The sequence below is a fragment of the Deltaproteobacteria bacterium genome (assembly GCA_016875395.1).
Taxonomy (GTDB): Bacteria; Myxococcota_A; UBA9160; order UBA9160; family UBA6930; genus VGRF01.
The window spans coordinates 12,383-33,186 of the sequence record VGRF01000032.1 but is presented as its reverse complement, the minus strand read 5'-3'; the positions used below and the strand labels follow the sequence as shown (position 1 = coordinate 33,186).

General features: G+C 69.5%; 23 protein-coding genes. 7 read left to right on the top strand and 16 right to left on the bottom strand.

The genetic code is table 11. The features are described from left to right. Positions 1-11: 11 nt before the first annotated feature. The 5 genes from FJ091_19040 to FJ091_19020 all read right to left on the bottom strand — a co-directional run bounded on the left by FJ091_19040 (position 12) and on the right by FJ091_19020 (position 4,934). Positions 12-671 (bottom strand): EthD family reductase, encoded by a 660-nt coding sequence (locus tag FJ091_19040; protein ID MBM4385455.1) that lies wholly within the window; start codon positions 669-671, stop codon positions 12-14. An 18-nt stretch (positions 672-689) separates the two neighbouring features. Beyond that, the gene (locus FJ091_19035; protein ID MBM4385454.1) at positions 690-1,523 is read right to left on the bottom strand and encodes a glucose 1-dehydrogenase; all 834 of its coding nucleotides are present in this window, start codon (positions 1,521-1,523) and stop codon (positions 690-692) included. Further along, positions 1,520-2,692 (bottom strand): CoA transferase, encoded by a 1,173-nt coding sequence (locus FJ091_19030; protein ID MBM4385453.1) that lies wholly within the window; start codon positions 2,690-2,692, stop codon positions 1,520-1,522. Before FJ091_19030 ends, FJ091_19035 begins: the two co-directional genes overlap by 4 nt. A 112-nt stretch (positions 2,693-2,804) precedes the next feature. Further along, positions 2,805-4,007, bottom strand: a complete 1,203-nt coding sequence (locus FJ091_19025; protein MBM4385452.1) for an LLM class flavin-dependent oxidoreductase — start codon at positions 4,005-4,007, stop codon at positions 2,805-2,807. A gap of 168 nt (positions 4,008-4,175) precedes the next feature. Further along, a complete protein-coding gene (locus tag FJ091_19020; GenBank protein MBM4385451.1) occupies positions 4,176-4,934 on the bottom strand; it encodes an SDR family oxidoreductase in 759 nt (252 codons plus the stop codon). A 277-nt stretch (positions 4,935-5,211) separates the two neighbouring features. Between FJ091_19020 and FJ091_19015 the strand changes: the two genes are divergently transcribed. The 3 genes from FJ091_19015 (at position 5,212) to FJ091_19005 (ending at position 7,613) form a co-directional block, all read left to right on the top strand. After that, positions 5,212-6,249, top strand: coding sequence for an aldo/keto reductase (locus FJ091_19015; protein ID MBM4385450.1), 1,038 nt, complete (start codon positions 5,212-5,214; stop codon positions 6,247-6,249). A gap of 50 nt (positions 6,250-6,299) precedes the next feature. Then, positions 6,300-6,767, top strand: a complete 468-nt coding sequence (locus FJ091_19010) for a nuclear transport factor 2 family protein (protein MBM4385449.1) — start codon at positions 6,300-6,302, stop codon at positions 6,765-6,767. A gap of 450 nt (positions 6,768-7,217) precedes the next feature. Beyond that, positions 7,218-7,613 (top strand): TIR domain-containing protein, encoded by a 396-nt coding sequence (locus FJ091_19005; GenBank protein ID MBM4385448.1) that lies wholly within the window; start codon positions 7,218-7,220, stop codon positions 7,611-7,613. Here the strand turns inward: FJ091_19005 and FJ091_19000 are convergent. Further along, on the bottom strand, positions 7,610-8,821 hold the full coding sequence (locus FJ091_19000) for an LLM class flavin-dependent oxidoreductase (protein ID MBM4385447.1): 1,212 nt from the start codon (positions 8,819-8,821) through the stop codon (positions 7,610-7,612). The two genes, FJ091_19005 and FJ091_19000, sit on opposite strands and share 4 nt — an antisense overlap. 26 nt (positions 8,822-8,847) lie before the next feature. Here FJ091_19000 and FJ091_18995 point away from each other — a divergent pair, with 26 nt between their 5' ends. Next, positions 8,848-9,558 carry a DUF899 domain-containing protein gene (locus FJ091_18995; protein MBM4385446.1) on the top strand — a complete coding sequence of 237 codons (711 nt, stop codon included), beginning with the start codon at positions 8,848-8,850 and terminating at the stop codon, positions 9,556-9,558. A 63-nt stretch (positions 9,559-9,621) separates the two neighbouring features. Here FJ091_18995 and FJ091_18990 read toward each other — a convergent pair whose 3' ends face one another. Continuing rightward, entirely contained in the window at positions 9,622-10,005 is a 384-nt protein-coding gene (locus FJ091_18990; GenBank protein MBM4385445.1) for a RidA family protein, read from the bottom strand. On the opposite strand from FJ091_18990, the gene FJ091_18985 reads away from it, so the two are divergent. After that, a complete protein-coding gene (locus FJ091_18985; protein MBM4385444.1) occupies positions 10,004-10,945 on the top strand; it encodes an SDR family NAD(P)-dependent oxidoreductase in 942 nt (313 codons plus the stop codon). The two genes, FJ091_18990 and FJ091_18985, sit on opposite strands and share 2 nt — an antisense overlap. Before the next feature lie 84 nt (positions 10,946-11,029). Next, complete coding sequence (locus FJ091_18980; protein MBM4385443.1) at positions 11,030-11,347, top strand: PilZ domain-containing protein; 318 nt, start codon at positions 11,030-11,032, stop codon at positions 11,345-11,347. A 28-nt stretch (positions 11,348-11,375) separates the two neighbouring features. Here the strand turns inward: FJ091_18980 and FJ091_18975 are convergent, their stop codons facing one another. Genes FJ091_18975 through FJ091_18935 form a run of 9 tightly spaced genes read right to left on the bottom strand, consistent with a single transcriptional unit; the run spans position 11,376 to position 18,948 of the window. Continuing rightward, the gene (locus FJ091_18975; GenBank protein ID MBM4385442.1) at positions 11,376-12,491 is read right to left on the bottom strand and encodes an acyl-CoA/acyl-ACP dehydrogenase; all 1,116 of its coding nucleotides are present in this window, start codon (positions 12,489-12,491) and stop codon (positions 11,376-11,378) included. Between the two features lie 13 nt (positions 12,492-12,504). Next, a complete protein-coding gene (locus FJ091_18970) occupies positions 12,505-13,683 on the bottom strand; it encodes an acyl-CoA dehydrogenase family protein (GenBank protein ID MBM4385441.1) in 1,179 nt (392 codons plus the stop codon). Between the two features lie 55 nt (positions 13,684-13,738). Further along, positions 13,739-14,191: a hypothetical protein gene (locus FJ091_18965; GenBank protein ID MBM4385440.1), complete on the bottom strand. Its 453-nt coding sequence runs from the start codon at positions 14,189-14,191 to the stop codon at positions 13,739-13,741. Continuing rightward, positions 14,188-15,207, bottom strand: coding sequence for a phosphotransferase family protein (locus FJ091_18960; protein ID MBM4385439.1), 1,020 nt, complete (start codon positions 15,205-15,207; stop codon positions 14,188-14,190). The genes FJ091_18965 and FJ091_18960 overlap by 4 nt, the downstream gene beginning before the upstream one ends. A 13-nt stretch (positions 15,208-15,220) precedes the next feature. Next, the gene (locus FJ091_18955) at positions 15,221-16,003 is read right to left on the bottom strand and encodes an SDR family NAD(P)-dependent oxidoreductase (GenBank protein MBM4385438.1); all 783 of its coding nucleotides are present in this window, start codon (positions 16,001-16,003) and stop codon (positions 15,221-15,223) included. 58 nt (positions 16,004-16,061) lie between these two features. Next, a complete protein-coding gene (locus tag FJ091_18950; GenBank protein MBM4385437.1) occupies positions 16,062-16,925 on the bottom strand; it encodes an alpha/beta hydrolase in 864 nt (287 codons plus the stop codon). A gap of 15 nt (positions 16,926-16,940) precedes the next feature. Then, positions 16,941-17,405, bottom strand: a complete 465-nt coding sequence (locus FJ091_18945) for a nuclear transport factor 2 family protein (GenBank protein MBM4385436.1) — start codon at positions 17,403-17,405, stop codon at positions 16,941-16,943. 17 nt (positions 17,406-17,422) lie between these two features. Further along, positions 17,423-18,163 carry a glucose 1-dehydrogenase gene (locus FJ091_18940; GenBank protein ID MBM4385435.1) on the bottom strand — a complete coding sequence of 247 codons (741 nt, stop codon included), beginning with the start codon at positions 18,161-18,163 and terminating at the stop codon, positions 17,423-17,425. Then, on the bottom strand, positions 18,163-18,948 hold the full coding sequence (locus tag FJ091_18935) for an enoyl-CoA hydratase/isomerase family protein (GenBank protein MBM4385434.1): 786 nt from the start codon (positions 18,946-18,948) through the stop codon (positions 18,163-18,165). The genes FJ091_18940 and FJ091_18935 overlap by 1 nt, the downstream gene beginning before the upstream one ends. 67 nt (positions 18,949-19,015) lie before the next feature. Here FJ091_18935 and FJ091_18930 point away from each other — a divergent pair, with 67 nt between their 5' ends. Then, a complete protein-coding gene (locus FJ091_18930; protein MBM4385433.1) occupies positions 19,016-20,800 on the top strand; it encodes a nucleotidyltransferase domain-containing protein in 1,785 nt (594 codons plus the stop codon). The last annotated feature ends 4 nt before the right edge of the window (positions 20,801-20,804 follow it).

The following is a 20,804-nucleotide window of genomic DNA, read 5'->3' as shown; positions in this document are numbered from 1 at the left end:
GGACGCGGTTGTCAGGCGCCCAAGACGACGTGCGGGCGCGTGAGCACGAATGGCGGTGGGCCAGGTGCCATGAATGCGTCCCCGTCGGCGCGTGCGCGGGCGTTTGGCGCGCGCAGGCCGGCCTCATCGTCGAACCAGAGCAGTGCGACGCCGTCGTAGGCCGGCGCGCGCCCGCCCGCATAACCGCCGAGGCGAGCGTGAGACTGCACGTAGCGGCGCACGGCGGGCGGGGCCGCGACGAGCGGCGCATGTACCTCGCGCCAGTGCTGCTGAAACGCTTCGGGTGTTAGACCCGGTTTGCGCGTGAGGAACGAGATCAGCTTGAGTGCGCCAGCGCTCTCGGGGCCGTCCTTCGCCACGAACTCGTCGGCGAGCACGACCTTCATCGCGGGCACGTCGAGAAAGTGCGGCTCGTCGTCCCGCACCGCGCGGTACTCCGCGCTCGGCGCGAGCCTGCGCATTGCGTCTACGTCATCGAACCACGCCTCGGCGACTCCATCGAAAGCAGGCTCGCCCATCGCGTAGCTCTCGGGTGCGACGTGATTCTGCACGTAACGCCGCAGCCCCTCCTGGCGCACGACGATCTCCGCATGCTGCGTGCGCCAGTGGCGCTGAGACTGCTCCACGCTCACGCCGGGCTTTCGCTTGAGGCAAGCGATCAGCTTGACCATCGCAGGCTCCCTAACAGCTCAACGCCCTTCGGGCCGGTACAGCTTGATCGGCCGCGGCGTGGTGATCCATTCGCCCTGCCGGCTCCACGGCCTCCCCGCGAACGCGCCGCCATCCACGACCTGTGCGTGGCCCGTCACGAAGCTCGACTCGTCGCTCGCGAGCCAGAGCGCCGCGCGCGCGATGTCCTCCGGATCGCCGATGCGCCCGATCGGCTGATTCTTGCCGAGCGCCTTCTTCATCTTCGCGAGCCCGTCGTCCGTGACTTTGGTGGAGCCCGCGGCGAGCGGCGTCGCGATCACGCCGGGACAGATGCAGTTCACGCGGATGCCGTGCTCACCCAGCTCGAGCGCCACCGACTTCGTCAGGTGGATCACCGCCGCCTTCGCGACGCTGTAGAGATGCGGCGAGTGCCCGGTCTGGAGGCCGGCGACGGATGCGGTGCTGAGGATCGAGCCGCTGCGCTGTCGCTTCATCACGGGCGCCGCGTGCTTGATGCCGAGAAAGACGCCCTTCACGAGCACGTCGAAGGTGATGTCGAAGTCTTCGACGCTCGTTTGCTCGATCGGGCCGAGCGCGCCGCCGAATCCGGCGTTGTTGTAGATGACGTCGAGGCGACCCCAGCGCGCGACCACGTCGTCGACCGCGCCCTTCACGTCTGCCTCGCGCGTTACGTCCACTTTGCGGAACACGGCTGCGCCGCCGAGCTCCTTCGCGAGCGCTTCGCCGCGCTCGCGCTGCATGTCCGCGATCAGCACGCGCGCGCCCTCTTCGGCGAACACGCGCACGCTCGCGGCGCCGATGCCGCTCGCGCCGCCCGTGATGATGGCGGTGCGTCCCTCGAGTCGTTTCATGGGCGCGCCTCCGCGAGCAGGACGCCCGCCTGTGTGAGTGCATCGATCTCGCTCGCGCTCGCGCCCAGCCAGTCCGCGAGCACCGCGGCGTTGTCTTCTCCGCGGTAGCGCGCGGTGCCAGCGACACCGCTCGCTGCGTTCGAGAAGCGATAGGGCGACTGCACCACGCGCCGTTCGCCGCCCGCGCGATCGTCCACGAGCGCAGCCGTGCCGCGGGCGCGCGCCGTCGGCGAGTCGAAGGCCTGCGCGACGGAGCGCACGTCGCCCCACGGAATCGCGACGCGATCGAGCTCGGCGGTCAGGGCTTCGCGCGTCGCGAAGCCCGCGTAGAACTTCGCAGCCGCCTCGCGCCGCGCGCGAATCTTCTCCGCGAGCGGCGCGCCTTCGGGCGTGGGATCGACGACGCCGCACTTCGCGGTGAGCACGCGCCACAGGTTGCGGAACTCGCCCGTCACGAGGATCGGCCCGCCGGGCGCGTCCCACACTTCGCCGCCGCCCCGCGTGATCGGGTGCTCGTCGAGCGCGAAGTGCGCGTAGTCGTCGGTCGCGAGCATCGCGTCGAGCATCGCGAGGTCGATGTGCTGGCCCTCGCCCGTGCGTTCGCGCAGATGCAGCGCCGCGAGCACCGCGACGAGCCCGTGCAGGCCCGCGTTCGTGTCCGCGTTCGAGAGCACGAAGTCGGTGATGCGCGGCGCGCGGTCGAGCTCCGCCTGCCGTGCGAGCGCGCCCGTCTCGGCGTGAAGCACGGGCGCGTAGGCGGGGCGATGCGCTTCGGGGGAGCTCGCGCCGAAGCCCGAGATCGAGAGCATCACGAGGCGTGGGTTCAGCGCGCGCAGCGCGTTCCAGCCGAGGCCGTACTGCGCCATCACGTGGGGGCGAAAGTTCTCCAACAACACGTCGGCCTTTGCCGCTAGCCGCTTCACGAGGTCTGGGGCGCCGGGCTTGCCGAGATCCACGCACATCGCACGCTTGCCCACGTTCTGCTGCACGTAATAACCGCCGAGGCCGTGCCGGAGCTGCCCCCAGCCGCGCGTGATGTCCCCCTCCGGCGGCTCCACCTTCACCACGTCCGCTCCGAGGTCCGCGAGCATGCGCCCCGCGATCGGCCCCGCGAGCACGCGCGAGAGGTCGAGCACGCGCAGACCGGCGAGCGGCTTCGGGGCGCTCATGGCCGGCCGGCTCGCCAAGGATTCGCGAGCACCGCACAGCGAGGCTTCGGCGCGCGCGCAGGCCACTGTCCGATCTCCGCTCGGCTTCGCCTCGCTGCGCGCTGCGCTTGCACTACGCGCCGCGAATCGTCTCGCGCTCGCCGCCGGGCGCGATCGTCGGGCGCGCCATGTTGGCGCGCGTGTAGGCGGAGACGTCCACCTCGGGCAGCTCGATTTCGCGCGCGAGCACCTTGCGCTTCCACGCCTGGTGCTCCGGCTCGCGCGCGTGGAACTCCGGCATCACCTCGCGCGCGAACAGCTCGAGGCTCGAGCAGATGTCCTCGTGCGTGTTGTTGCCCGCTTGGTTGAGCAGGATCACCTGGTCGATGTTCGACTCTTCGAACTTGCGCAGCTTCTGGCGGATCGTCTCGGGCGAACCGATCAGGCCCGAGCGGCGCGCCTTCTTGCCCGCGTCGCTCTCCTTCCACGCCTGATACTCGTTCCAGAGGTTCACCGTGCCCGGCTCGACCGGGCCGTGCGTCGAGTAGAAGCGCAGCGCGAACTGGAAGAAGGTCCAGCCGTCGGCGCGCCGCATCGCCTCCTCGTCGGTCGCGGCGCACATGAAGCCGCTCACCAGCGCGATGTTCGGATTCGTCGCGTAGTCCACGAGTTTCTCCTGCCGCTTCACGAACTCGTTGTAATAAGTCGCGACCCACGCGTGCGCGGCTTCCGCCGACACGAACTGGAAGCCGAGCGCGCCCATGCCGCGCTTGCCCGCCATCGCGATCGTGTCGAGCTGCGAGCACGCGACCCAGAGCGGTGGATGCGGCTTCTGATACGGCTTCGGCAGCACGTTGCGCAGCGGGAAGTCGAAGTAGGTGCCGTGATGCTCGACCGCGGCGTCGCCGAACATCGGAATCACCGTGCGCACGGCCTCTTCCCAGACGAGGCGCTTGTCGCGGAAGCGGCGGTCGAACGGGTGCAGCTCCGTGATCGACGAGCCCTCGCCGATCCCGAACTCGACGCGGCCGTGCGAGAGCAAGTCGAGCGTGCTGACCCGCTCCGCGACGCGCGCGGGATGATTCGTCGTGAGCTGAACGATCCCGTGCGCGAGGCGAATGTTCTTCGTGCGCTGGCTCGCTGCGGCGAGGAACACCTCGGGCGCCGACGAGTGCGAGTACTCCTCGAGGAAGTGGTGCTCGACTTCCCACGCGTAGTCGTATCCGAGCTTGTCGGCGAGCTCGACCTGCGCGAGCGAGTTGTTGAGCAGCTCGTACTCCGAGCGCTCGTGCCACGGCCGCGGCAGCTGGTGCTCGTAGAAGATCCCGAACTTCATGTTGCGAACCTCAGTGCTCGCTCGTGGCGAGAGTTCGTGGCTTCGAGACGGCGCCGGCTGGAACCCGGTCGCAGGTGCTTCTCGCTTGGCGAATGCAGCTGCCGACGTTTCGCGTCGCAGCTGATCCGCTCTCCTCCAGCTTGTGGTTGGTGCTCCCGTTCGTTGCGCCTAGAAAATCGTGTACCCGCCATCCACGGTGAGCGAGTCGCCGGTGTGGAACGTCAGGCTCGGGTCGCACAGGTAGGCGCCCACCGCCTCGAACTCGCTCGGCTCTGCCCAGCGCCGCACCGGCGTGCGGTTCGTGGTCACGGTGCGGAACTTCTCGTTCTGGTACCCGCCCATCGCCATCTCGGTGATCGTCCAGCCCGGCAGGATCGCGTTGACGCGAATCTTGTGACGCGCGAGCTCGACCGCGAGCGCCCTTGTTAGGCCGAGCAGGCCCGTCTTCGAGCTGGCGTAGGCGTGATTGCGCTGCGCGCCGTGAATCGCCGACGTGGAGGAGACCGCGACCAGCGCCCCGCCCTCGCCGCGCTCGATCATTGCGCGCGCGCACTCGCGAAATGTGAGGAAGAGCCCGTCGAAGCTGACGCGCGTGACGCCATGCCAGTCGGCGAGGGTCGTATCGAGCAGCGACTTCGAGTAGCCGGGCGCGCCGGCGGAGGCGACGCACGCGTCGATGCGCCCGAGCACCGCGAGCGTGTCCTTCGTCGCCGACACGATGCTCGCCTCGCTCCCGACGTCGCACACCATGCCGACCGCGCGCACCCCGTGCTTCGCGAGCTTCGCGCACGCCTCGGCGTTGCGATCCGCGCGGCGGCTCCACACGGCGATGTCCGCGCCCGCCTTCGCGCAGCCATCGGCCATGCCGAAGCCGATGCCGGAGTTGCCTCCGGTTACCACCACCACTTTGCCGGTCAGGTTGTTCATGAGCGGCACGGTACATCGGGACTTTGACAGGCGGGCAACTCCGGTCCGCCGACGCGTGCTGGTTGTCGAGGTCGTCGCACGCTTCGAGGCGCGTCGGCGGATTTTCCCGGTTTACTTCGCATCGGGCTCGAAGACTCGCCCGGTGCTGCGCGCTTCGCTTGCGGCCTCGGCCGACCTGCGGTGAGGAGAGCTCGTCAGCGAGGTCGCTCTGGCGGTGCCTGCCTACGGCGCGGTCGGTCTAGGCTTCGACGTGGAAGAGAAATGGAGGGCGCGCGTGATGGAGTACCGGACTTTCGGGGGGACGGGCGTTCAGGTCAGCAAGCTTTGCCTCGGCGCGATGATGTTCGGGCCGATGGGGAATGCGGATCACGCGGATTGCGTGCGGATCGCGCAGCGCGCGCTCGATGCGGGGATCAACTTCGTCGACACGGCGGATGCGTACTCGCGCGGCGAGTCGGAGCAGATCCTCGCGAAGGCGCTGAAGGGGCGGCGCGACTCGGTGGTGCTCGCGACCAAGTGCTTCATTCCGATGAGCGGCGATCCCAACCATGGCGGCGGCTCGCGGCGCTGGATCCTGCGCGCGGTCGAGGACAGCTTGCGCCGCCTCGAGACCGACTACATCGACTTGTATCAGCTCCACCGCCGCGATTACCGCGCCGACCTCGAGGAGCCGCTCGCGGCGCTGACCGATCTTCAGCGCGCGGGGAAGATCCGCATGCTCGGCATGTCGGCGACGCCGCCGAACGTGCTGATGGAGGCGCACGGCGTCGCCGAGCGCCGCGCCCTCGCGCGCGTGCGCGGCGAGCAGTGCCTCTACTCCGCGATGGCGCGCGGCGTGGAGGAGTTCGTGCTGCCGACGTGCCAGCAATTAGGGATCGGCGTGCTCACGTACGCGCCGCTGAATGGCGGCTGGCTCTCGGGCAAATACCAGCGCGGCGCCGCGCCGCCCGCGGGCAGCCGCGCCTCGAGCCCGCTCGGCCGCACCGGACGCTGGGACGAGGCGCGCCCGGAAGTCGCGCGCAAGCACGAGGTGGTCGCGCAGCTCGCCGCGCTCGCCGCCGACGCGGGCCTCCCGCTCACGCACCTCGCCACCGCGTTCGCCGCGGAGCACCCCGCGGTCTCGAGCGTGATCATCGGCCCGCGCACGATGCCGCAGCTCGAGGACAGCCTCGCCGCCGCGAGCGTGCGCCTCACGCCCGATGTGCTCGACCGCATCGACGCGATCGTGCCGCCCGGCGAGAGCCTCGATCGCCGCGACACCGCGGTCGCGAACCCCGGGCTCGACGATCTCACGCGCCGCCGGCGCCCGCGCTGACGGGGCCGCAAGCGTCGCTCCGGCGCGAAGAACCACGAGGACCTGACGGGATGACTGACGACCGCACCCAAATCGTCGAGACGATCTACTGCTACGCGACCGGCATCGACTCGCGCGACTGGCCGCTCTACCGCTCGATCTTCACGGACGAGATCGACGTCGACTTCTCCTCCTACGACGGCATCCCGCCGCGCCGCGTGCGCGCCGACGACTGGGTGAAGGGCGTGCAGCCGCTTTTCGAAGGACTCGACGCCACGCAGCACACCATGACCAACCCGCGCGTCCGCATCGAAGGCGATCGCGCCACGTGCGTGATGTACATGCAGGCCGCGCACTTCCTCCATAACAAGCAAGGCGACGCCGAGTTCACGCTCGGCGGGTACTACACGGATGAGCTCGTGAAGACGTCGAGCGGCTGGAAGCTGTGCGGCGTGAGGCTGACCGTGCTGTGGAGCCGGGGGAATCGGGCGATCATGGGGATGGCGGTGGGGCCCCGCGGGCACTCGCCTCGGAGCTAAGGCTCGAATCGGATGGGTCTTGAATGTAACAGCAGGTCTTCATCTCCTACTCGGGGCACAACGCGGCTGAAGCAAGCCTGCTCCAATACGCGCTCGAGAGCGTGCTCCGTGATCAGCGTGTGAAGGGATGGACGTTCCAACGTGACCAAGGTTCCGACGAACGTGAGATCGCAACGCGCCTGCGTGCCCAAGTCGAGCACTCCGTGGCGACCATCTTCCTGATCTCACCTGCGACTCTCGATGGCGGAGCGACGCAATGGATGGAGTTGGCCTACGCAGATGCTTTCCGCGTCCCGACGTTTGTCATGCTGCATCACATTTCGTTCGCCGACTTGGAGACAGCGACGAAAAATGTCCCTCCCCTCGTACTCTCAGGCCAATGCAGCCCTTCGACCGAGTGGCGTCGCGTGATCGACGAAATCGGGGCCATTGTCACGGAGCGTAAGAACCATGAGAGATAGGGTCTTTTTCTCCTATTCGCGCAACGACCAAAAGCTTGTTGAGTCCATTGCGCGGTTTCTGAGGAAGCGCGGACTCCTGAAGGGCGACGCATTCACGTTCGACCCAGCAAAGGACCTGTCGCCTGGTGATGACGTCCGAAGTGCAATTCGAGAGCAGATCGAGAGCGCGAATACTGTCGTGGTGATTGCGACTGAGAACTCGATGCGATCCTCTTGGGTACACTACGAGGCCGGTCTAGCTGGTGCGTTGGGTAAGCGAGTTCTTGTTGTAGGACCAAGGGGCGCGGGCAAGAGTGCTCTTATGCAGCGCTTCCCTAAATCCCTGGTGGTCGACGTGCCGATCGATGAAGAGACGTTGTCCGCAATGCAACGCCAGCGCCTCTAAGTCGTCCGCACGGCCCCCAACACCTTCTCCCCCATCACCCGAAGCGACTCCAGCACCTTCGCCTGCGGCATGTGCCAGCCGATCACAGGCACCACGACGAGCTGATCGAAGCCCACCGCGGCGAAGCGCTTCATCGTCGCGATCACTTCCTTCGGGCTGCCGACGCAGATTCCGTTCTCGTGCAGGAACTGCGGGTCGATGCTGCCGCGCGCGACGACGGTGTCGGCGTTCGGCTGCGCGCGGCGCTCGCGGATGATCTCGCGTAGGCGCGACTGCGGGATCGGGTGCGGCTCGCCGCGCAGCTTCTCCGCGTTCGCGGGGATCGTGTCGAAGTACGTGGCGAAGTGCGGCTCGGCGAAGGTCTCGTACTTCGCGTAGAGGGCGCGCGCCTCGTCGCCGTCTTCGAGGCAGAACGCGGGGGCGATCGTCATGACCTTGTCATGGACGAAGGCGCCGACGGGCTCGGCCTTCGCGACCGCGTCCTTGTATCGCGCGACCAGCGGCCGCGACTGCTCGGGGTCCGCGAAGTTGAACATCGCGGCGCCGATGCCCATGCGGCCCGCGGTTTCGAGCGTGCCAGGGTTCGACGCGGTCACCCACAGCGGCGGGTGCGGCTTCTGCACGGGCTTCGGGAGGATCGTGCGCTCGGGCACGTTGAAGTAGCGCCCGTCCCAGCGGAACAAGTCCTGCGTCCACATCTGCGGGATCGCGCGCAGCGCCTCCTCCCACATCGCGCGCGTCTCGTCGGGGCTCACGCCGAACGTCTCGACCTCGGTGCTGCCGCTGCCGCGCCCCGTGCCGAGCTCGACACGGCCGTTCGTGAGCACGTCGATCAGGGCGATCTGCTCCGCCACGCGCACGGGGTGATTGACGGGCGGGCACAGGTTCATGATGCCCGTAACAACTCGGATGCGGCTCGTCTGTACGCCCACCGCGAGGCACGAGAGGTGCGAGGAGGAGCTGTGCGAGTACTCCTCGAGCGCGTGGTGCTCGGGCGCCCAAAACGTGTCGAAGCCGGCGCGATCGGCCGCAATGCCGACCTCGATGTCGCCGCGCAGGCGCGCGGGCTCGGACGCGTCCCACGGCTTCGGCCCGATCGAGGCGCCCTGAAAGACTCCCACCTCCATCGCCTGCACCTCCGCGTCGCCGCCGAGGTAGCCCAGCGCCGAAGATTTCTGTCGCGCGGACGAGGCGTTGCGCGTCAGCATGGAGGCGACGCCCGAGGAGGAACCCGATGGCGAGCAGCGACTTCGAGGGGCACCGTGCGGTGTCACGGGATGCTTGGCTGAACGCGCGCAAAGCCCTCATGGCGCAGGAGAAAGCGCACACGCGCGAGCGCGACCGGCTGGCGGAGGCGCGGCGCGCGCTGCCGTGGCTGCGCGTCGAGAAGGAGTACGCGTTCGACACGGCGGGCGGGCGCGAATCGCTCGCGCAGCTGTTCGAGGGCCGGAGCCAGCTGCTCGTTTACCACTTCATGTTTCCCGCGAGCTGGGAGGCGGGTTGCAAGAGCTGCTCGTTCTGGGCTGACGGCTACGACGGCATCGTCCCGCACCTCGCCGCGCGCGACGTCGCGCAGGTGACCGTCTCGATCGCGCCGCTCGCGAAGCTGCGCGCTTATCAGGCGCGCATGGGCTGGCGCTTCAAGTGGGTCTCGTCCGCGGGCAGCACCTTCAACCGCGACTTCGGCGTCTCGATCACGCCCGAGGAGATCGCGAGCCGCGCGCCCGTCTACAACTTCGGGACCGCGCCATTCATGGTGGAGGAAGCGCCCGGCATCTCGGTGTTCGCGAAGAACGCCGCGGGCGAGATCTTCCTCACTTATCAATGTTTCACACGCGGCCTCGATGCGCTGAACCCCGCGTATCAGCTGCTCGACCTCGTGCCGAAGGGTCGCGATGAAGACGGCAAAGGCATGGCGTGGCTGAAGCGGCGCGACGAGTACTGAGAGGCGTCGGGCGGATGCACGGGTCCGCGCACCGAGGCTCCGATGCCGCTTCGCTTGCCGCGCTCAGCCCAGCACGAGCACCGCGTCCACCTCGACTGCGGCACCTCGCGGCAGGTCCTTCACGCCCACGGTCGCGCGCGCCGGGAACGGCGGGCGGAAGACGCGCGCCATCACCTCGTTCACGGCGCCGAAGCTCGCGAGGTCGGTGAGGTAGATCGTCAGCTTCACCGCGTTCGCGAGCGAGCCGCCCGCGGCTTCGGCTACGGCCGCGAGGTTCGCGAACACGCGCTCGGCTTCGGCGGCGACGCTGCCGGCGACGAGTTGGCCCGTCGCGGGGTCGAGCGCGATCTGGCCCGACAGGTACACGGTGTCGCCCGCGCGCACGGCCTGCGAGTAGGGGCCGATCGGCGCAGGTGCGCTCTTCGTGGTCACGGTCGTCGCGCTCATGTCCGCCTCCGTTCGCTCGTGCACGGTATCGCTCGCTCGCGTGCGCTCCCGCACTACTGTGCGCGCTCTTCGGGGAGGATCTCGCGTGGCGACTGCTTCGAACGAGCTCGCGGGGCGCGTCGCGCTCGTCACGGGCGCGAGCCGCGGCATCGGCGCGGCGATCGCGGAGCGCCTCGCCGCCGCGGGCGCGCGCGTCGCCTGCACCGCGCGCAGCCTCGATGCGCCGCTCGGCTCGGAGCCCGGCTCGCTGCGCGAAACCGCCCTGCGCATCGCGGCCGCGGGCGGACACGCGGTCGCGATTCAAGGCGACGTGACGAGCGCCGAGTCGCGCGCGGCGATGATCGAGGCGTGCCGCAAGGAGCTGGGCGCGGTCGACATCCTGGTGAACAACGCAGCGGGTGGTCCCTACCGCCCGTTCGAGAAGTTCAACGCGCGGCACTTCGCGCTGACGTTCGGGTCCAACGTCGAGGCGCCGCTGCACCTGTGTCAGCTCGTCGCGCCCGAGATGCGCGCGAAGGGTCGCGGCTGGATCGTGAACATCTCCTCCGCGACGGCCGAGCTGCCGCAGGCGCCCTACAACGCGTTCCTGCAGACCGGCGGCGCTCACCTGTATGCCGCGAGCAAGGCCGCGCTGAATCGCCTGAGCCTCGGCATCGCGGCGGAGCTCTCGAACGCCGGCATCGCGGTGAACACGCTCGCTCCCGTCGCGGCAGTGATTACGGCCGCCGTGCGGCTCACGGGCGCGGACAAGTGGATCGAGCCCGAGATGATCGAGCCCGTCGAGGCGATGGCGGAGGCTGCGCTCGCGCTCGCGACCTGCGACGCGCGCTTCACCGGCCGCGTCACGTACAGCGTCGAGTTGTTACGGGAGCTGGGGCGCGAGATCCGCACGCTCGACGGTCGAGAGGTGCTTACGAAAGAGAACGCGCAGTCGCGCTGAGGCCGCCGGCGGCACGAGTGCGTGGCACGTCAAGCATCCCCGCCGCCGTGCCGAAAGGGCCGTCAAGCGAGGCGGAGTCTCCCGATGATCGACAAGCGTCAAGACGACCGCCTGCGCGTGCGCTTCGACGTCAAGCTCGCCGCGGGGGTCGAGTCCCGCGAAGGCACGCTCCTCGACGTCTCGCGAGGCTGGGCCAAGGTGCTGGCCACCGGCGCAGGCGTGCAGCCGGGCGACGAGGTGCGCCTGAGCGTCGTTCGCCGCGCGGGAAAACCCGTCGACCTGACGGGCCACGTCGTGTGGAGCGACGCGAAGCAGTTCGCACTTCAGTTCGGCGGACTGAGCGAGGCTGCACAGCGCTGGCTGTCTTCGCTGCTCGAGGAAGAAACCACCGCCATCCGCTGACCGGCGAGCGCCGCAGGCGCAGGCGCCGCTACGCCGCCCCACGAGCGATCAGCTTGCCCAGCGCACGCAGCTGCGTCGTCGCGCCGCCGAGCGTGAGCTCGAGCTGGCGCGCCGTCGTGTAGTAGCGGTGCAGCGGGTACTCGCGGTCGACGCCGACGCCGCCGTGGAGGTGCTGCGCGGCGCGCGTCACGCGCGAGCCGCCCTGTGCGGCCCAGATCTTCGCCGTCGCGACGGCGGCTTCGGCAGGGAGATCGCGGTCGATGCGCCACGCCGCCTGGAGCGCCGTGAGTCGCACCGCCTCGGTGTCGATGAAGGCGTCGGCAGCCCGCTGCGCGACTGCCTGAAACGTCGCGATGGGTTGATCGAACTGCTTGCGCGTCTTGGTGTACTCCGCGGTGAGGCGCAGCGCTTCCTGTGTCACCCCCGCGGCCATCGCGCACAGCGCGGCCGTCGCGCGCAGCTGCATCCACGCCACGATCTCGGCGCCCTGCTCCGCCGTCCCTAACAGCTCCGCGTCCGCGCCGCGCAGCACGAGCTCCGACTCGGGCGCGCGGCTCGTCGTCGTGAGCGGCGTTTGCGACACGCCCGCTGCGCGCGTCTCTACGAGAAACACGCCCACCGCGCCGTTCGCGAGCGCCGCCGGCACGAGCACCGCGTCCGAGATCTCGCACGCGGGCACGGCGAGCTTCTCGCCCGTGAGCGCGAAGCGCGCGCCCTTGGCCTCCGCGCGCGTGCCGGGATTCGCGGGCTCGCGGTGCGGCTCGACGAGCGCGGCGGTGAGCACCGCCTCTCCGCGTGCGGCGCGCCGGAGCCAGCGCTCCTTCTGCACCGCGCTCCCGAACTGCGCGATCGGCAGCGCGCCGAGCACCGCGGTCTCGAGCAGCGGCACCGGCGCGACGCTGCGCCCCGCTTCTTCGAGGATGCCCGCGAGCGCGAGGAAGCCGAGCCCGCCGCCGCCGAGCGCCTCCGGGATCGCTGCGCCCACGAGCCCGGCTTCGGCGAGCTGCTTCCACAACCCGCGATCGAAGCGCACGCTGCCTGATAACTCGAGCGCGCGCAGCGCCTTCGGCGTCGCCCCGTCGCTCAGGATCTTGCGCGCGAGCTCGATGACCGCCTGTTCTTCGTCCGAGAAGGCAAAGTCCACGTTCAACCTCGAGTCAGTGGCGCGGGATGCGCGGGAGGCGCAGGCCGAAGAGCGCTATCAAGTCGCGCTGCACTTCGTTCACGCCGCCGCCGAAAGTGAGAATCATGAGCCCGCGATAGAGGCTCTCGAGCGTGCCCGCGGCGGCGGCGCCGTGCGAGCTGCGCGTCAGGTATCCGCGCGGGCCGAGGATCTCCATCAGCAGCTGGAACGAGTCCAGGTAGAACTCGGTGCCGAATACCTTCGTGGCGGAGGCATCGGCGGGCGAGAGCGATCCCTTCGACGCCGACCACGCGACCTTCCAGTTGATGAGGCGCAGGAACTCGAGGCCCGCGTACACCTTCGCGAGGTTCACCTGCACCCACTCCTCGTCGATCACGCGCCGGCCGTCGGGGAGCTTCGTCTCCTCCGCGTACGTCTTCACCGCCTGATAAGCGCCCTCGAGCACGCCCGAGCTGCAGAGCGTGACGCGCTCGTGGTTCAGCTGATTCGTGATCAGCTTCCAGCCCTTGTTCTCGCCGCCGACCAGCCGGTTCGCGGGTACGCGCACGTCGTCGAAGAAGACTTGGTTGATGTTGTGCTCGACGAGCAGGTCGAGCGGATCGACGCGAATGCCCGGCGTGTTCATGTCGACGAGCATCATCGAGATGCCCGCGTGCTTCGCGGCGTTCGGATCGGTGCGCACCGCGAGCCAGATGAAGTCCGCGTCCTTCGCGAGGCTGGTCCAAGTCTTCTGGCCGTTGATCACGTAGTGATCGCCGTCGCGAATCGCGGTCGTCTTGAGCGACGCAAGGTCGGTGCCCGCGCCGGGCTCCGAGTAGCCGATGCAGAACTCGCTCTCGCCCGACGCGATCTTCGGCAAGAAGAACGCCCTCTGCTCCTCCGTGCCGTAACGCATGAGCGTCGGCCCGACCGTGTTGACGCTGAGCATCGGAACCGGCGCGCCCGCGCGCATCGCTTCGTCGAAGAAGATGAAGTGATCGATCTCGCTCGCGCCCTTGCCGCCGTACTCGACGGGCCAGCCGAAGCAGAACCAGCCGTCGCGCGCCATCTGCATGCGCACCGCCTTTGTGCGCGGGCCGGTGCCGTGCTCCGCGACGAGCGCGGCGCGCACCTCCGGCGTGAGCAGCTTGTCGAAGTACTCGCGCAGCTCTTTGCGCAGCGCCTCCTGCTCGGGACTGAGACCGATGAACATGCGCACCTCCGGCGAGGCGCGCTGGGTAGCGCGGCCAGCGGGAGGCGTCAGCGCATCAACTGCCTGAGCGCTCCACGCTCATCACTTCGAACATCACGCCGCCCGCCTTCGCGAAGAAGAAGCGCACCTGCTGCCCAGGGCTCCACGGCGTCACTTCGATCGGCGACGCCTCGAAGCCGTGCTCGAGGCACAGCCGGTGCGCGCGCGCGACATCGCGGGTGCCGATCGCGAGGCCCCAGATGCGCGAGGCGTTGCCGCGCAGAATCTGGAACTGGCGCGACTTCTCGTCGCCGACGATGAAGCCGTTCGTCTCGCTCGCGCCGCGGAACTTGAACACCTCGTCGTTCGTGAGCGTGGCGATCGCGAGCGACGGACTCGGCGGCGACGGCGCGCGCTTGCCCTGATCGCCGAGCGGCCAGCCCGCGGGCACTTCGGCGACGAGCCGCAGGAAGCGGTCCACGGCCTCCGGGTCGGTGGACACGATCTTCACGTGGTTGAGGCGATTCACTTGCCTAACTCCTTCAGGGCGGACTCGAGGAGCCGCGGGATCAGCGCAGCGGTGCGCGCTGCGTCGACGCCTGGCTTCGCGAGCTTGCGCGTGTTTTTCGCGATCAGCGCGCTCGCGGCGGCCTGCTTGTACCGCACGAGCGCGCCGAACCAGCCGAGATCGCGCGCTCGCGAGCCCGTCGCCTCTTCGTACGCGGCGACCAACGCGGCCTGCGCCGGCGCCGGGGCGTTCGCTCGCGAGCAACTCGGGTGCGCCGGATTCGAGTTCCACAGGAACCACGCCAGATCGAGTCGCGGGTCGCCGAGCGACCAGATCTCCCAGTCGATTAGCGCACCGATGCGCTCGCCCTCGCACTGCATGTTCCCGAGCCGGTAGTCGCCGTGGAGGATGCGCGCGGGCGCCTCCTCTGGCAGCGCGCTCGCGAGCGCGGCGTGCACCTCGTTCTCGTTCGCGCGCAGGTCGTCCTCACACGAGGCGAACGCCTTCTGCCAGCGCGCGAGCTCGCTGGCGAGGTCCTGCACCGGCTCGCTCGCGATGCGCGCGTCGCTCGGCGCGACGGCGTGCAGCGCCGCGAGCATGGGCGCCGCCGCGAAGTAGCGCGCTTCGAGCTGGGCGCGTGTCGCGCTCGGCTCCGCGCTCGTGAGGCACGGCTCGTAGGACTCGCCCGGCACGAACGACATCACGAACAGCGGCGGAATCGCGACCGGCGCGCCCGCGTCTTCCCCTAACACCTCGGGCGCAGCCACTCCGCGTGCGCCGACGAGCGCGTGAAGCACGCGGGCCTGCCGCAGCACGTCGCGATTGCGCACGGGGGGAACCCCGGGCGGCGCGACCTTGATCACGACGCGGCGATCGCCGCTCGCGTGCTGAAGCTCTGCCGAGTACGTGAGGCTCGACGTGCCGCCGAGCAGTGGCGTCACGCCGCCGACGCGCGCACGCGCGAAGCGCGCCTGCACGGCCGCAGTCGCGCGCTGCGCGAGCTCTTCGAGACTCGGTGCGCGCGCTGCCTCGGCCACGTGGCCCTCCCCGCTACTTCGGCCCCTGCCCGTCGTCGATCTTGATCGTGGTGCCCGTAACGGCTTCCGACGACGGGGCGACGAGATACAGCAGCGTCGAGTCCATCAGCGCGGGATCGAGCACGCGCTTGCGCGGGAAGCCCTTCGAGATGTCACCGATGCGCGAGAGCATCCCGTCCATCATCTCGGACTGGAAGGCGCCCGGCGCGATGCAGTTCACGTTGATGCCGAAGCCCGCCCACTCTGCCGACAGCGCTTCCGTCATGCGCACGATGCCGGCCTTCGTAATCGAGTAGAGCGCCGCGCCGCCGCCGCCCTGATAACGGAACGCGCCCATCGACGAGATGTTGACCATGCGCCCGCGCTGCTTCGCGGCGATCAGCCGCCGCGCGACCTCGCAGGAGAGGATGAACGGGCCGCGCAGGTTCGTGTCGAACACGGCGTTGACGAGATCGAGCGACATCTTCGCGGCGTGCTGCGCGTCGGGGATGCCGGCGTTGTTCACCAGAATCGTGACGAGCCCGAGCGCGCGCTCGGCTCGATCGACCGCCGCGACGATCTGCTTCGGGTCCTGCATGTCGAGCGCGATCGGCTCGCACTCGCCGCCCGCGGCGCGAATCTCCTGCGCGAGCGCTTCGAGGCGATCCTTGCGCCGCGCCGTGATCGCGACCTTCGCGCCCGCCGCCGCGAGCGCCTTCGCGAAGCGCACGCCGAGGCCGGCCGAGCAGCCCGTCACGAACGCGACTTGGCCAGTGAGGTCGAGCGAGGCGTGGGGGAGCGGATAGGTGGTCGTCATGCAGTCTCCGTGAATCGTGGAAACACCGGGGCCTGACCCCTTCGTCTCCGGGTTGAGGTCAGCCGCGCGCGAGCTGCGGTCTCACTTCGTTCTCCAGGAACTCGATCACCGCGCTCGAGAACGCGTCGTTCTGGTCGCCGGCGACCATGTGCGCGGCGTCGCTCACGTCGGCGAGCTTCGAGCCGGGAATCTTCGCGAGGAAGTCCTGGACGCCTTCTTCCGTAACAACATCCGAGAGCTTCCCGCGCACGAGCAGCGTGGGTACGCGAATGCGCGCGAGCGCGAGCTCGAAGACATCGCCGAAGTCCGGCGCGGGCACCTCGACGCCCTTGCGCTGCATGAACGCCTGGTCCCAGTGCCAATGCCAGCGGCCCTCGCGCTGGCGCAGCACCTTCTTCAAGCCCTCGGGATTCGGGCTGCGCCGCCGGTGCGGCGTGTACGCGGCGATCGCGGCGGCGGCTTCTTCGAGCGACGCGAAGCCGCCGAGGCCCGACATCATGAAGTGCTTGATCTTGTCGATGCCCTCGGGGTTGTTGCGGTGCGTGACGTCGACGATCACGAGCCCGCACGAGACGACGCGGTCGCTGTTGCCCTCCGCGAGGATCGCCGAGACGCCACCGAGGGAGGCTCCCACGAGCACGGGCGGCTTCCCCAGCGCATCGCACACCGCGATGCAGTCCGCGCCGAAGCTCGTGAACGAGTAGTCGCCATTCTTCGCCCACGCGCTGTCGCCGTGGCCGCGCAGATCGAGCGACACCGCGCGCCAACCCGCGCGCGCGAGCAGCTCCGCGGTGTTGCCCCAGGCGTGCCGCGTCTGGCCGCCGCCGTGCATCATGAGAACGGGCCATGCCGCGTCGTCGCCGTAGACGTCTGCCGCGAGCGAGATGCCCTCGAAGCCCGTGAACGTGACCCGTTTGTGCATCGCGACCCCGAGTGATCAGGACTTCGGCAGCGGGAACATCTTGGAAGCCGCGACCGCGCCGTCCACGCTCACGCGGCGGCGCGCGAAACGCCAGCGGCCGTCGCGCTCCAGCACGAGCTCATCCGCATAGCGGCCCCAGTGATCATGCCCGTGCGGCGGCACGAACACCGCGAAGTACGAGAACGCGCGGGCGCGCTCGCGGCCGTCGAGCTCGATGCGAATCGACGAGACGTGGTGGCGCATCACGGCGGGCGCGCCACTCGTTACGGGCGCCAGCTCGCGCGTGCGGTCGCGCACGCCCGTGATCATCGAGACGACGCCGTCGCGCCCGTGATACGTCGCGCCGTCTTTGATCTCGAGGACCGCGTCCGCGGTGAAGCAATCCGCGAAGCCCGCGCTGTCCATGAACTCGCTGCACCACGTGTAGCGCGAGATCGTGTCGCGGATGCCCTCGCGGGCGATGAGCTGCCAAGTCTCCACGCAGCGGTCCCCAGAGCTCAGAGCATCGTCAGGCCGCCGCTCACCGAGAGCGACTGGCCGGTGACGTAGGAAGCCGCCTCGCTCGCGAGGTACGCGACCGCGCCGGCGACGTCCTCGGGCTGGCCGACGCGCCGCAGCGGGATGCTGCGCGTCAGGCCGGCGTGGAGCTTCGGGTTGAAGTCGCCGAGCAGCGCGAGCAGCGCGGTGTCGGTCGCGCCCGGGCAGACCGCGTTCACCGTGATCTCGTGGCGCGCGACTTCGCGCGCGAGCGCCTTCGTGAAGGCGAGCACGGCGCCCTTCGTCGCGCTGTAGACCGCTTCGCCGCCGGCGCCCACGCGCCCCGCGTCCGACGCGATGTTGATCACGCGCCCGTGCTTGCGCTCGATCATGCTCGGCAGCACGCGCTGCGTGCAGTGCAGCACGCCCTTCACGTTGACGGCCCAGAGGCGATCCCAGTCCACTTCTTTCGAGTCGATGAAGAACGCGGGCACGTCGATGCCCGCGTTGTTCACGAGCACGTCGATCGGGCCGAGCTTCGCCTCGAACGCGTCGGCGCACGTGGCGACCGAGCGCGCGTCCGACACGTCGACGCCGCAGCTCGCGCTGCGCGCACCACTCTCGGCGATGTCGCGAGCCGTCACCGCCGCGCCCTCGCCGTTCAGGTCGCACACGCCCACCGCGAATCCGTCGGCAGCGAGCTTGCGCGCGATTGCCGCGCCGATGCCGCGCGCGGAGCCGGTAATCATCGCAACGGGCATCAGCGGCCCTTCCAGATTGGCTTCCGCTTCTCCACGAACGCGAGGCTGCCCTCCTTCGCGTCCTCCGAGGCGAACACTCTCGGCTGCAGCACGCGCTGGCGCGCTTCGGCCTCCGCGAGCGTCGACGCGACTGCGAGGCGCATCAACTCCTTCGTCGCCTGCACGCCGAGCGGGCCGTTCTCCGCGATGCGGTCTGCGAGCGCGAGCGCCTCGGCGATCACTTGGTCCGGCGCGACGACCTTGTTGATGAGGCCGAGCTCGAGTGCGCGCTGCGCGGAGATCACGTCGCCGGTCATGCCCAGCTCGAGGGCGAGCGCGAGCGGAATGCGCTTGCTGAGAAACACGCCGCCGCCGGCCGCGAACAGGCCGCGCTTCGCCTCGGGGATTCCGAACTGCGCGGCCGACGAGGCCACGATCAGGTCGCACGCCATCAGCAACTCGAAGCCGCCCGCGACCGCGGTCGCCTGCGCGGCGCCGATGATCGGCTTCGGGATGCTGTCGCGAATGAACTTCCCGAACGCCGCCATCGGATCCGGGCCGCCCGCGATCCGCGCGGTGCGTCCCTCCGCGAACGCGCGCAGATCCATGCCTGCGCAGAACGCGCGGTCGCCGGTGCCCGTGAGAATCACGGCGCGCACCGCGTCGTCCTTCACCGCGTCGTCGAGCGCCGCGCCGAGCTCGCCGATCAGCTCCGGCGAGAGCGAGTTGCGCGCCTCGGGGCGATTGAGGCGCAAGATGCGCGTCGCCCCGCGCTGCTCCGTCACGACGAGATTGCCCACGCGGATCTCCTGATGAGCCGCGCATGATGCGCCGGATGCGGGAGGCGCGCATCGTCGCGAGTAAGCTGCTCCGATGCATCCCTCGATTCCCAGCGACGCCTGGAACGAGATCGTGGACCGGCTCGCCGCGATCGAGCGCGCCAACGAGGTGCGCGTCGTGTTCGCATGCGAGTCGGGCAGTCGCGCATGGGGCTTCGCGTCCGCCGACTCCGACTTCGACGTGCGCTTCCTCTACCTGCGCCCGCGCGAGTTCTATCTGCGAGTGGACCTCGAGGATCAGCGCGACGTGATCGAGGCCCCGATCGAGGGCGTCTGGGACGTGAATGGTTGGGACCTGCGCAAAGCGCTTCAGTTGTTACGGAAGTCGAACCCGCCCCTGTTCGAGTGGGTCCAGTCGCCGATCGTGTACCGCGAGGAAGGCACGCTCGCGGCGCAGCTGCGTACGGCGCTCGCGGAGTACTTCCGTGCGGACTCGGCGACGTACCACTACCTGCACATGGCTCGCGGCAACTTTCGCGAACACCTCCGCGGCGAGCGCGTGTGGACGAAGAAGTACTTCTACGTGCTCCGCCCGCTGCTCGCCGTGCGCTGGATCGAGGCTGGCCTCGGTCCCGTGCCGATGGAGTTCGGCGCACTCGTCGAAGCGACCGTTGGCGATGTGCCAGTGCGCGCGGCGATCGATGCGCTGCTCGCCGACAAGCGCGCGGGCCGCGAGCTCAGCGATGGACCGCGCATTCCAGCGATCAGCGCGTTCATCGAGAGCGAGCTCGCGCGTCACGAAGCTCTGCGTCCTCTCTACGAGCGCAGGCCGAGCGACATCGCGCCGCTGAACGCGCTCTTTATGCGTGCGCTCGATGAAGTATGGGGTCGCTTAAATCGCGGGGCCCTCGCTCTAGCCTCGCTCCCCATGCCCACCCACCGCTACGACCGTGAGCTCGCACCGCTGATCGCGAACATGCCCACGCTCTCGAACCTCTCGACGGTCGAGTCGATCCGCGAGATTCGCGCGGCGCGGCTCGCGATGTTTCCGCCGCCGCCCGATCGCGCGGACGTCGTGAAGCGCGACGCGCTCGTGCCCGGCCCCACAGGCGCGCCGCAGGTGCCCGTGCGCATCTACACACCGCGCGCCGCCGCGAGCGGGCCGCGCGGCTGCGTGTTCGAGATTCACGGCGGCGGTTTCTTGATGGGCTCGATCGACATGATGGACGCGTGGTGCCAGGTCACCGCTGCCGCGCTCGATGCGGTCGTCGTCTCGGTCGAGTACCGGCTCGCACCCGAGCATCCGTTTCCGGCAGGCGTCGAGGATTGTTACGCCGCGCTGTGCTGGACCGCGCGGCACGCGGCGGACCTCGGCGTCGACTCGGCGCGCATCGCGATCGCGGGCCAGAGCGCGGGAGGTGGGCTGGCGGCGGGCACGGCACTGATCGCGCGCGATCGCGGCTTTCCCGCGCTGTGCTTCCAGCTGCTCGAGATCCCCGAGCTCGACGACCGGCTCGACACGCCCTCGATGCTCGCCTTCACCGACACGCCGCTTTGGAATCGCCCCAACGCGGTGTGGAGCTGGAAGCACTACCTCGGGCCGAACCACGCGGGCGAGGTCTCGCCCTACGCAGCGCCCGCGCGCGCGAAGGACCTAACAGGTCTGCCGCCGGCGTACGTCTCCACCATGGAGTTCGACCCGCTGCGCGACGAGGGCATCCTCTACGCGCTGCGGCTGCTCCAGGCCGGCGTGCCCGTCGAGCTGCACAACTTCCCGGGCACCTTCCACGGCTCGGCCTTGATCGCGAGCGCCGAGGTCTCCCAGCGCGGAGCGCGCGAGGCGCAGGACGCGCTGCGGCGCGCGCTCGCGAAGTCGTGAAGGA

Bases quoted from the DNA above. Each gene is read 5' to 3' on its own strand.
- FJ091_18950 (MBM4385437.1), bottom strand. From the start codon at position 16,925: ATGCACAAACGGGTCACGTTCACGGGCTTCGAGGGCATCTCGCTCGCG.
- FJ091_19015 (MBM4385450.1), top strand. From the start codon at position 5,212: ATGGAGTACCGGACTTTCGGGGGGACGGGCGTTCAGGTCAGCAAGCTT.
- FJ091_18970 (MBM4385441.1), bottom strand. From the start codon at position 13,683: ATGTTCATCGGTCTCAGTCCCGAGCAGGAGGCGCTGCGCAAAGAGCTG.
- FJ091_19030 (MBM4385453.1), bottom strand. From the start codon at position 2,692: ATGAGCGCCCCGAAGCCGCTCGCCGGTCTGCGCGTGCTCGACCTCTCG.
- FJ091_18940 (MBM4385435.1), bottom strand. From the start codon at position 18,163: ATGCCCGTTGCGATGATTACCGGCTCCGCGCGCGGCATCGGCGCGGCA.
- FJ091_18990 (MBM4385445.1), bottom strand. From the start codon at position 10,005: ATGAGCGCGACGACCGTGACCACGAAGAGCGCACCTGCGCCGATCGGC.
- FJ091_19040 (MBM4385455.1), bottom strand. From the start codon at position 671: ATGGTCAAGCTGATCGCTTGCCTCAAGCGAAAGCCCGGCGTGAGCGTG.
- FJ091_19020 (MBM4385451.1), bottom strand. From the start codon at position 4,934: ATGAACAACCTGACCGGCAAAGTGGTGGTGGTAACCGGAGGCAACTCC.
- FJ091_19025 (MBM4385452.1), bottom strand. From the start codon at position 4,007: ATGAAGTTCGGGATCTTCTACGAGCACCAGCTGCCGCGGCCGTGGCAC.
- FJ091_18955 (MBM4385438.1), bottom strand. From the start codon at position 16,003: ATGACGACCACCTATCCGCTCCCCCACGCCTCGCTCGACCTCACTGGC.
- FJ091_19005 (MBM4385448.1), top strand. From the start codon at position 7,218: ATGAGAGATAGGGTCTTTTTCTCCTATTCGCGCAACGACCAAAAGCTT.
- FJ091_19000 (MBM4385447.1), bottom strand. From the start codon at position 8,821: ATGCTGACGCGCAACGCCTCGTCCGCGCGACAGAAATCTTCGGCGCTG.
- FJ091_19035 (MBM4385454.1), bottom strand. From the start codon at position 1,523: ATGAAACGACTCGAGGGACGCACCGCCATCATCACGGGCGGCGCGAGC.
- FJ091_18980 (MBM4385443.1), top strand. From the start codon at position 11,030: ATGATCGACAAGCGTCAAGACGACCGCCTGCGCGTGCGCTTCGACGTC.
- FJ091_18985 (MBM4385444.1), top strand. From the start codon at position 10,004: ATGTCCGCCTCCGTTCGCTCGTGCACGGTATCGCTCGCTCGCGTGCGC.
- FJ091_18995 (MBM4385446.1), top strand. From the start codon at position 8,848: ATGGCGAGCAGCGACTTCGAGGGGCACCGTGCGGTGTCACGGGATGCT.
- FJ091_19010 (MBM4385449.1), top strand. From the start codon at position 6,300: ATGACTGACGACCGCACCCAAATCGTCGAGACGATCTACTGCTACGCG.
- FJ091_18930 (MBM4385433.1), top strand. From the start codon at position 19,016: ATGCATCCCTCGATTCCCAGCGACGCCTGGAACGAGATCGTGGACCGG.